The 8,110-nt window shown below is 70.0% G+C and carries 9 protein-coding genes, 3 tRNA genes and 1 rRNA gene; 11 read left to right on the plus strand and 2 right to left on the minus strand.

Annotated elements, in window-relative coordinates; all coding sequences use genetic code 11:
- Positions 1–15 precede the first annotated feature (15 nt).
- The 10 genes from ACFPMG_RS19140 (at position 16) to ACFPMG_RS19185 (ending at position 6,305) form a co-directional block, all read left to right on the plus strand.
- Positions 16–981 (plus strand): type II secretion system F family protein, encoded by a 966-nt coding sequence (locus ACFPMG_RS19140; RefSeq protein WP_376996663.1) that lies wholly within the window; start codon positions 16–18, stop codon positions 979–981.
- Positions 978–2,000, plus strand: coding sequence for a type II secretion system F family protein (locus ACFPMG_RS19145; protein WP_376996664.1), 1,023 nt, complete (start codon positions 978–980; stop codon positions 1,998–2,000). The genes ACFPMG_RS19140 and ACFPMG_RS19145 overlap by 4 nt, the downstream gene beginning before the upstream one ends.
- Positions 1,997–2,830 (plus strand): tetratricopeptide repeat protein, encoded by an 834-nt coding sequence (locus tag ACFPMG_RS19150; protein WP_376996665.1) that lies wholly within the window; start codon positions 1,997–1,999, stop codon positions 2,828–2,830. The genes ACFPMG_RS19145 and ACFPMG_RS19150 overlap by 4 nt, the downstream gene beginning before the upstream one ends.
- A 9-nt stretch (positions 2,831–2,839) precedes the next feature.
- Positions 2,840–3,409 carry a TadE/TadG family type IV pilus assembly protein gene (locus ACFPMG_RS19155; RefSeq protein ID WP_376996666.1) on the plus strand — a complete coding sequence of 190 codons (570 nt, stop codon included), beginning with the start codon at positions 2,840–2,842 and terminating at the stop codon, positions 3,407–3,409.
- A 5-nt stretch (positions 3,410–3,414) separates the two neighbouring features.
- The gene (locus ACFPMG_RS19160) at positions 3,415–4,014 is read left to right on the plus strand and encodes a TadE/TadG family type IV pilus assembly protein (protein ID WP_376996667.1); all 600 of its coding nucleotides are present in this window, start codon (positions 3,415–3,417) and stop codon (positions 4,012–4,014) included.
- Positions 4,011–5,459, plus strand: a complete 1,449-nt coding sequence (locus tag ACFPMG_RS19165) for a pilus assembly protein TadG-related protein (protein WP_376996668.1) — start codon at positions 4,011–4,013, stop codon at positions 5,457–5,459. Before ACFPMG_RS19160 ends, ACFPMG_RS19165 begins: the two co-directional genes overlap by 4 nt.
- A 153-nt stretch (positions 5,460–5,612) precedes the next feature.
- Entirely contained in the window at positions 5,613–5,975 is a 363-nt protein-coding gene (locus ACFPMG_RS19170; RefSeq protein WP_014200077.1) for a response regulator, read from the plus strand.
- A gap of 94 nt (positions 5,976–6,069) precedes the next feature.
- Positions 6,070–6,145, plus strand: a tRNA-Asn gene (locus ACFPMG_RS19175).
- A gap of 4 nt (positions 6,146–6,149) precedes the next feature.
- Positions 6,150–6,226: transfer RNA gene (locus ACFPMG_RS19180), tRNA-Asp, on the plus strand.
- 4 nt (positions 6,227–6,230) lie between these two features.
- Positions 6,231–6,305: transfer RNA gene (locus tag ACFPMG_RS19185), tRNA-Gly, on the plus strand.
- Positions 6,306–6,392: 87 nt separating this feature from the next.
- Here the strand turns inward: ACFPMG_RS19185 and ACFPMG_RS19190 are convergent.
- Positions 6,393–7,160, minus strand: a complete 768-nt coding sequence (locus tag ACFPMG_RS19190; protein WP_376996669.1) for an AraC family transcriptional regulator — start codon at positions 7,158–7,160, stop codon at positions 6,393–6,395.
- 83 nt (positions 7,161–7,243) lie between these two features.
- Here ACFPMG_RS19190 and ACFPMG_RS19195 point away from each other — a divergent pair, with 83 nt between their 5' ends.
- Positions 7,244–7,870: an MSMEG_1061 family FMN-dependent PPOX-type flavoprotein gene (locus tag ACFPMG_RS19195; protein ID WP_376996670.1), complete on the plus strand. Its 627-nt coding sequence runs from the start codon at positions 7,244–7,246 to the stop codon at positions 7,868–7,870.
- A gap of 159 nt (positions 7,871–8,029) precedes the next feature.
- Here ACFPMG_RS19195 and rrf read toward each other — a convergent pair.
- Positions 8,030–8,110, minus strand: a 5S ribosomal RNA gene (rrf, locus tag ACFPMG_RS35420); the annotation flags it as partial.

Consider the following 8,110-nt stretch of genomic DNA (forward strand, 5'->3'; position numbering starts at 1 on the left):
GGGAGAGGACACGCGATGGACCGCATCCAGGCCCTTCAGCTCGCCACCCTCCTCCTCGGCGTCGGGACGCTGCTGTTCGCCCTCTCCACCCTGCGTGCCTTCCGCCGCCACAAGGCATTGCGCCGCCGGCTGGCCGCCCTGTCGGCGGAGGCGCGGACGGTGACGGAGGACGGCAGCCCCGACATCACCGGCGCCGGGTCCCTGACCCTCGCCGACCGGGTGAAGCGGCGCATGTCGCGCTTCTACGCGCGGCGCCAGACCGTCTATCTGCCGCCGGGCATCCGGCTGTGGCGGGCGCTGCTCTACGCCGTGATCGCCGCCGGCCTGTGCTGGTGGCTGGGCGGGCCGGTGATGGGCGACGCGGGCGCCACGACCGCCGCCGCCGTGGCCCTGCTGGTCACCCCGCGCCTCGTCTTCGCCGCCAGCCGCCGCAGGACGCTGGAGGCGCTGATGAACCAGCTTCCCGACGCGATCAGCCTCGTCGTTCGCGCCACCCGCGCCGGCATCCCGGTCTCGGAAAGCCTGCGCATGGTCGGGACCGAACTGTCCGAGCCGATCGCCCCGCTGTTCCGCCGCATCGTCGACGAGACGGCCATGGGCATCGACCTGGAGACCGTGCTGGCCCGCGCCGCCGCCAACGTCCGCCTGCCGGAGTTCCGCTTCTTCGTCGTCACCCTGTTGCTGCAGCGGGAGACCGGCGGCAACCTGACGGAGCCGCTGGAGAATCTGGCCGACATGATCCGCCAGCGCCGCCGCGTGCAGATGCGCACCCGCGCCCTGACGTCGGAGGCGCGCAGCTCCGCCGCCGTGCTGGCCGCCCTGCCCTTCCTGGCCGGCGGCGGCATGGCGATGCTGAACCCCGACTACGCGATGCGGCTGATCGACGAGCCGAGCGGCCAGACGATGCTGGCGGTGGCGGGCGGGCTGCTGCTGGTCGGCGTCGGCTCCATGCAGCTCCTCATCCGGAGGACCCTGTCATGAGCGGCGGCGTGATGGGCGGCCTGATCCCGCAACCGGTCCTGCTCGGCTTCGGCGTGCTGATGATCCTCACCGGGGTGGCCGGGCTGCGCTCCTGCGTTCTGCGTGAGCGGCTGCAGGCCCGGCTGGAGCGTCTGCGCGCCGGAACCGCGCCCTCCGCCCTGCCAGAGGCGGAGCGCCGGAGCCTGCTGAGCCGGATCGGCGCCGCACTGGCCCGCACGCCGCTCGTCGGCTCCGCCGACCGGGAGCGGATGCGCAGGAGCCTGATCGCCGCCGGCTACAACCAGCCCGGCCACCTCTATTCCCTGCTCGGCATCAAGCTGCTGTGCATCGGCGCCGGGATGGCGCTGGTCCCGGCGGCGGCGGGGGACTTGCTGCCCTCGCTGATCGGTGCGCCGGGTGCCGCGGCCCAGGTGGTGGCCGGCGCCCTGCTCGGCTGGCGGCTGCCCGATCTGGCGCTGGGCCGGATGCGCGACCGCCGGCTGGAGGAGGTGCGCAACGGCTTGCCCGACGCGCTCGACCTTCTGGTGATCTGCGGCGAGGCCGGCCTCGGCCTGGAAGCGGCGGTGGACCGCGTGGCCCGTGAGGTGGCGACCGCCTACCCGGCGCTGAGCGCCGAGCTGTCGGCCACCGCGGCGGAGATGCGCGTGCTGTCCGACCGCGGCGGCGCGCTGAACAATCTGGCCGCCCGGCTGGACATGGAGGGCGTGCGAGGCATGGCGACGACGCTGATCCAGGCCATGCGCTACGGCACGCCGCTGGCCCAGGCGCTGCGCGTCCTGGCCGGGGAGATGCGCGCCCAGCGCCTCGCCCGGTTCGAGGAGAAGGCGGCCCGCCTGCCGGTGCTGCTGACCCTGCCCATGGTGGTCTTCATCCTGCCCTGCGTCTTCATCGTCGTCGGCGGCCCCGCCATGCTCGACGTCTCGCGCAGTTTCGACAGCGCCGGCACCAGCCAGCAAGCCCATTCCAGCCAGTCCCCTTCCAACCCGCCCCACAGCCAGACCAAGGGAGGTCAGCCATGATCGCCACCCCGTCCCTTCTGCCCTCCAGAAAGCGCCTCTCCGGTCTGGGCCGCGCCGCGGCGGCCGCCCTCCTGCTGCTGTCGGTCAGCGCCTGCGCCTCGGCACCGGGCGGCGGGCCGGTGGGGTCGAAGAGCGGCCCGACGGCCAACGCCACGCTCGACGACAAGGCGCGCGTGCAGCTCCGCCTCGCCCGCGCCGCGCAGGAGGCCGGCAACACCGGCTCCGCGGTGCGCTTCTACCGGGCGGTGCTGGATCAGGCGCCGGGGCATGTCGGCGCCCTGCTCGGGCTCGGCGAGACCCTGTCGGAGAGCGGGTCCGCCGCCGACGCGGTGGTCGAGCTTCAGAAGGCCGCCGCCGCGGTGCCCGACAATGTGGAGGTGCAGACGGCGCTGGGCCGCGCGCTGGTCCGCGCCAACCGCCCCGTCGACGCGCTGAACCGCTTCGATGCCCTGCTGCGCCGCAACGACGACGACCTGCGCGCCCGCCTGAACCGCGGCGTCGCCCTCGATCTCGCCGGGCGGCACGCGGAGGCCCAGGGCGAATACCGCCACGTCCTGAAGGCGGAGCCGAACAACGCGGCGGCCATGGCCAACCTCGGCCTGTCGCTGGCGCTGAACGGCAGCGCGGAGGGCGTGGCGATCCTGGAAGGTCTGGTCCAAGGCGGCGTGGACTCCCCCCGCGTCCGCCAGAACCTCGCGCTGGCCTATGGGCTGAAGGGCGATCTGGAGGCGGCGGCCCGCGTGGCCCGGCTCGACCTCGACGACGCCAACGTACGCTCGAACTTGGCCTTCTACGAGACGGCACGCCAGTTCGTCGCCTTCAAACCGTGAGGCGGCCCCATGCGCAGCCGCAGCCGCCCTCTTCCTGGCCTTCGTCTCCCGCGTGACCGCCGGGGCCTGACCACGCTGGAGCTGGCGATCGTCTCTCCGGCGCTGATCGCGGGCATGATCGCGCTGGCCGAGGTGTCCTACTCGCTGACCGTGGACGGTCTGCTCAACCACGCCGCCCGCGCCGCCGCCCGCAGCGGCTTCACCGGGGAACTGGCGACCGGCTTCACCGACCGCCGCGCCCAGGTCTGCGACACGGTGCGCCGGCTGACCTCGCGGGTGCTCGACCAGAGCCGCCTGTCGGTGCGCAGCCACAGCTATGCCTCCTTCACCACGCTGGGGCAGGTCAACGGCGGGGTTCCGCCCTCCACCGCGCTGACCGACCTGAACTGCGGCTCGACCAACTGGGACGCCAAGCAGACCGGGGCGGCGCTCGGCGGCAGCGGGCAGGTCGTCGTCTACGCGCTGCGCTACACCCAGCCGGTGCTGACCGGACTCGGCGCCACGATCCTCGGCCGGGCCGAGCTGGTCCACGAAGCCCGGCTGGCCGTACGCAACGAGCCCTTCATGGTGGGGGAGTGACCGGCATGACGGGACATTGTCCACTCCGCCAAATTCGTTTGCGCGACCGCCGCGGTGTCGCGGCCCTGGAGATGGCGCTGATGGCGCCGGTCCTCCTCTTGCTGGTCACCGCCACGGTGGACGTGGTGCGCTACGTCAGCATCAGCCTGACCCTGAACCGCACCGCCGCCAACGTCAGCGACATCGCCACCCAGTTCGACAAGCTGCGCGCCGGCATGACCGTGGTGAAGGGGAACGAGGTCGGCGTGCTGTTCCTCGCCGCGACGGAGGTCGCCCAGCCGCTGGACCTGATGGCTGGCGGGCAGATCATCGTCAGCTCGGTCGCCAATATGGGCCAAGGCTCACGGGTGATGTGGCAGCAGCGGGCCGGCTCCGGCTCCACGGCCAGCCGCCTGGGCGCCGCCGGAGCGGTCGCCACCCTGCCCGCCGGCTTCACTCAGCAGAGCGGCGACAACGCCATCTTCACGGAGCTGTTCTACCGCTTCACCCCCTACCTTCTCAGTTGGCCGTGGCTCGGCAACGCCGGGACCTCCACGACGCTCTACGCCAGGGCCGTCTACCAGCCCCGGCTCGGCACGCTCACCACGCTGGAGACCGGGCCATGAGGATGAGGACGTCCTTCCTGCCTGCGGCCCGCCTGCTCGCCTCTCTGGGAGGGGTGCGGCGGGACCGCCGCGGCGCCACCGCGCTGATGTTCGCCGCCGCCGCGGTGCCGCTGCTGGGCATGGTCGGGCTGGCGGTGGATTACGGCCGGGCCTTCCTGGTGCAGTCGCGGCTTCAGACCGCCATCGACGCCGGCGCGCTGGCCGCCGGCAAGATGCTGAACTCGTCGGCGGACGCCCAGAAGGACATCGCCATGTTCGTCGCGGCCAACCTGCCGCCGGGCTTCCTCGGCGCAGCCATCGGCACCCCGGCGGTGACCCTGGACCAGACGAACCAGCGCGTCGGCGTCTCCGTCACCGCCACCCTGCCGACGACCTTCCTGCGCGTCCTGCGGGTGAACCAGCTGACCATCTCCGTCACCAACCAGGTGCAGCGCGCCAACGCCGGGCTGGAGCTGGCCTTGGTGCTCGACGTCACCGGCTCCATGGCGACCAACAACCGCATCGGGGAGCTGCGCAGCGCCGCCACCGACCTCGTCAACATCCTGTTCGGGCCGGGCAGCACGCCGCCGAAGAACCTGTGGGTCTCCATCGCCCCCTACGCGGCGGAGGTCAACATCGGCAAGACCCGGACGAGCTGGCTGATGGCGGGCAGCTACGACGCCACCAAATGGGCGTCCCAGGGCTGGCGCGGCTGCGTCCTCGCCCGCACCCAGCCGCAGGACCAGACCGACACGCCGCCCGCCTCCGCGCCCTTCAAGCCCTTCTGGTACCCGAACAACCAGTACAACGGGAACAACAACGACAACCCCTGGACCCCGAACAACATCACCGACGACGGCACCTACCGCCAGACCAACGACATGGCCGGCCCGAACCTCGGCTGCCCGCCGCCGGTCATGCCGCTGACCAACGACCGTTCGGCCCTGCTGTCCAAGATCGCCGGGCTGAAGCCGGTGAACCGCGGCGGCACCATGGCGAACCAGGGGCTTCAGGCGGGATGGTTCACCCTGTCGCCGAAATGGCGCGGCCTGTGGGGCGGCACGACGCCGAACACGCTTCCGCTCGATTACGGGACGCCCGACATGTCCAAGGCGGTCGTCCTGCTGACCGACGGCAACAACGAGTGGTACAAATACAAGCCGCAGGGCGACTACACCAGCTACCAGCGCCTCAGCGACGGGCTGCTGGGCACCACCGACACCAATCAGGTGACGACGGCGATCAACAACCGCATGCTGACGCTGTGCAGCAACATGAAGGCGGCGGGGATCACGCTCTTCACCATCACCGTCGGCGACAGCGCCAGCAGCTCCACCCGCACCCTCTACGAAAGCTGCGCCTCGCCCGGCCCGAACCATTATTTCGACAGCCCGACGCCGGCGGACCTGCAGACGGTGTTCCGCACCATCGCCGGCCAGCTCAGCAACCTGCGGATCATTCGCTGAACAACCTGCACTGAATGGCCGGCGCTGAATGGCTGGCTACATGGCCGGGGGCGGTATGGCGGAGACGGCGGTTTATGACCTATTGCGCATTGGTCCGCCGCCGCCCGATGGGCTACAGGATTCAGGACCGTGCAGACAAGAGGCCCGCCCGTCATGTCCCAGACCTTTCATGTGATCGTTGCCGAGGACGACCCCGTCGTCGCGGTCACCATTGCCGAAACCCTGGAGGAGCGCGGCTTCCGCGTGACCATCGGGCGCAACGGGTTCGATGCCTTCAAGATCGACCAGAACGATCCCGCCGACATCCTGATCACCGACCTGCGCATGCCGCATTTCGACGGCACCAGCCTGATCGCCCGCATGCAGGAGCAGCGCCCCGAGCTGCCCATCCTGGTCACCACCGGCTACAGCGACAACCTTCCCAAGGAAGAGCCGGGCCAGCTCTCCGTCGTGCAGAAGCCCTTCTCCGAGGACAGCATCGTCCGTGCGGTGCAGAGCCTGCTCGGGGTCGCCTGACCGGACCGCCGGAGGGTGGCAGCGAAAAAATTCGCCCTCCGGTGAAGTTCCTGCTTGCGCTGCGCCGCTGGGACCCGTATAAGCCGGCCTCCGTTCCGGATTAGCTCAGTCGGTAGAGCAGCGGACTGTTAATCCGCGTGTCGCTGGTTCGAGTCCAGCATCCGGAGCCATATTGCGGGTGTAGCTCAGTTGGTTAGAGCGCCGGCCTGTCACGCCGGAGGCCGCGGGTTCAAGTCCCGTCACTCGCGCCACATTGCGGGCGTAGCTCAGGGGTAGAGCACAACCTTGCCAAGGTTGGGGTCGAGGGTTCGAATCCCTTCGCCCGCTCCAGTTTCGGGGCACCACAGTGTCTACAGGGGCCGCTTGTTCATCAAGCGGCCCCTCGTCGTTTCCGGCACCCGCTCCGCCCCATCCCGCTCAGCCGAAATAGGCCGATGGCGTCACGCCCAGCGTCCGCTTGAACAAGGCGATGAAGGCGCTGACGCTGTCGTAGCCAAGGTCGATGGCCACGGTCGTCACCGGCGCGCCCTCGGCCAGCATCTCCAGCGCGCGCATCAGGCGCGCCCGCTGCCGCCACGCGGTGTAGCTGTAACCCGTCTCCGCCACGAAACGGCGGCTCAGCGTCCGCTCGGACACGCCTGCCCAGGAGGCCCAGGCGTCCATGCCGCGCCGATCCCCGGGATCGTCGAGCAAGGCCCGCGCGATCCGGAGAAGGCGCGGATCGCGCGGCATGGGCAGGGTGAAGGGGTCGACGGGCGAGGCCCTAAGTTCGTCGAGGAGGACCATGGCAAGGCGCCATTGCGCCTCGTCCAGCTCCCACCCCTGCCATCCGGAGGCGCGGATCACCGCCTCGCGCAACAGGCCGGACACCTTGATGATGCAGGGCCGGTCCGGCAGCGTCGCGCAGGCGGCTTCCGCGATGTAGCAGCTCCATCCCTCGACGGCCCCGTGAGTGTAGCCGTGGTGCGGCTGGTGGGGCGGAAGCCAGACCGCATGCTCGGCGGGAACCACCCAGGTGTCCGTCTCCGTGCCGATGGTGAGCAGGCCGTGGCGCAGACCGGAGAGTTGGCCGCGCGGGTGGCTGTGCAGCCCCAGCGCGCGATGTTCAGCCTGCGTTTCGTAGATGGCGACGATGATCGGGTCGCGCGCATCACTCGCGGCGAAGGCGAACCGCTCCTCGGACATGGCGTCAACCCGCTATCGAATGGCCGCCATAGCTTAGCGCTGCCTTCGATCGCCCGCTAGACTGCTTGCGACAGGAGAAAGCCATGACCCCACCGAATACCCCCTCCCCCCCGCCCGACCTCGACCGGCTTTATGACCCGCCCATGGAGCATGTCCAGAAAGCGGTCATGACGGAGTTGATCTCCTTCCACGCCGATTACCTCGCCAAGGCCACCTTCTTCTGCCTCGCGACCGGTCGCGCTGCGGGTCTGGACGCCTCGCCGCGCGGCGGCCCGCCGGGATTCGTCAGAATACTCGATGCCAAGACCGTCGCCTTCGCAGACTGGCCGGGCAACAACCGGATCGAGTCCATGCGCAACCTGCTGGAGGACGACCGCTTGGGGATGCTCTTCCTGTTCCCCGGCCTGGACGTCTTCATGCGGATCAATGGGCGCGGCCGCGTTTCGGACGATGCGGATCTCCGCGCCAGCTTCGCTGAGGGGACGAAAATTCCCAAGACGGTTATCGTCGTGAGCGTGGACGAGGTGCTGTTCCACTGCGGCAAGGCGGTGAACCGGGCCAAGCTGTGGGCTCCGGAATCGCGGGTCGGGCGCGGCGTGCTCCCGACCCCCGGCCAGATGCTCGCCGCCATGACCAGGCAGGACGCCTCTGCCGCGGAGGCCATCAATGCGCACTACGACCATGCGATGCGAAACGACCTCTACGGCTGAGGCACAGGGCGGCAGAAACGCCCTCTGTCGGACACAACGAAAAGCCGGCGCTTCCCCCAGGGGGAAAGCGCCGGCCTTGCCGTTCATGAAGCCGATTGTCAAGTGTGCGTGAAGCCTTCTGCGTCCACGTCCTTGGATGATTTGGCGTGTGCCGTGGTGACCTGGCGGCGACCTACTCTCCCACGTCTTAAGACGCAGTACCATCGGCGCTGAGGCGTTTCACGGCCGAGTTCGGAATGG

It is taken from the genome of Azospirillum himalayense (assembly GCF_042657465.1).
In the GTDB taxonomy this organism is placed as follows: Bacteria; Pseudomonadota; Alphaproteobacteria; order Azospirillales; family Azospirillaceae; genus Azospirillum; species Azospirillum himalayense.

Bases quoted from the DNA above. Each gene is read 5' to 3' on its own strand.
- ACFPMG_RS19140 (WP_376996663.1), top strand. From the start codon at position 16: ATGGACCGCATCCAGGCCCTTCAGCTCGCCACCCTCCTCCTCGGCGTC.
- ACFPMG_RS19145 (WP_376996664.1), top strand. From the start codon at position 978: ATGAGCGGCGGCGTGATGGGCGGCCTGATCCCGCAACCGGTCCTGCTC.
- ACFPMG_RS19150 (WP_376996665.1), top strand. From the start codon at position 1,997: ATGATCGCCACCCCGTCCCTTCTGCCCTCCAGAAAGCGCCTCTCCGGT.
- ACFPMG_RS19155 (WP_376996666.1), top strand. From the start codon at position 2,840: ATGCGCAGCCGCAGCCGCCCTCTTCCTGGCCTTCGTCTCCCGCGTGAC.
- ACFPMG_RS19160 (WP_376996667.1), top strand. From the start codon at position 3,415: ATGACGGGACATTGTCCACTCCGCCAAATTCGTTTGCGCGACCGCCGC.
- ACFPMG_RS19165 (WP_376996668.1), top strand. From the start codon at position 4,011: ATGAGGATGAGGACGTCCTTCCTGCCTGCGGCCCGCCTGCTCGCCTCT.
- ACFPMG_RS19170 (WP_014200077.1), top strand. From the start codon at position 5,613: ATGTCCCAGACCTTTCATGTGATCGTTGCCGAGGACGACCCCGTCGTC.
- ACFPMG_RS19190 (WP_376996669.1), bottom strand. From the start codon at position 7,160: ATGTCCGAGGAGCGGTTCGCCTTCGCCGCGAGTGATGCGCGCGACCCG.
- ACFPMG_RS19195 (WP_376996670.1), top strand. From the start codon at position 7,244: ATGACCCCACCGAATACCCCCTCCCCCCCGCCCGACCTCGACCGGCTT.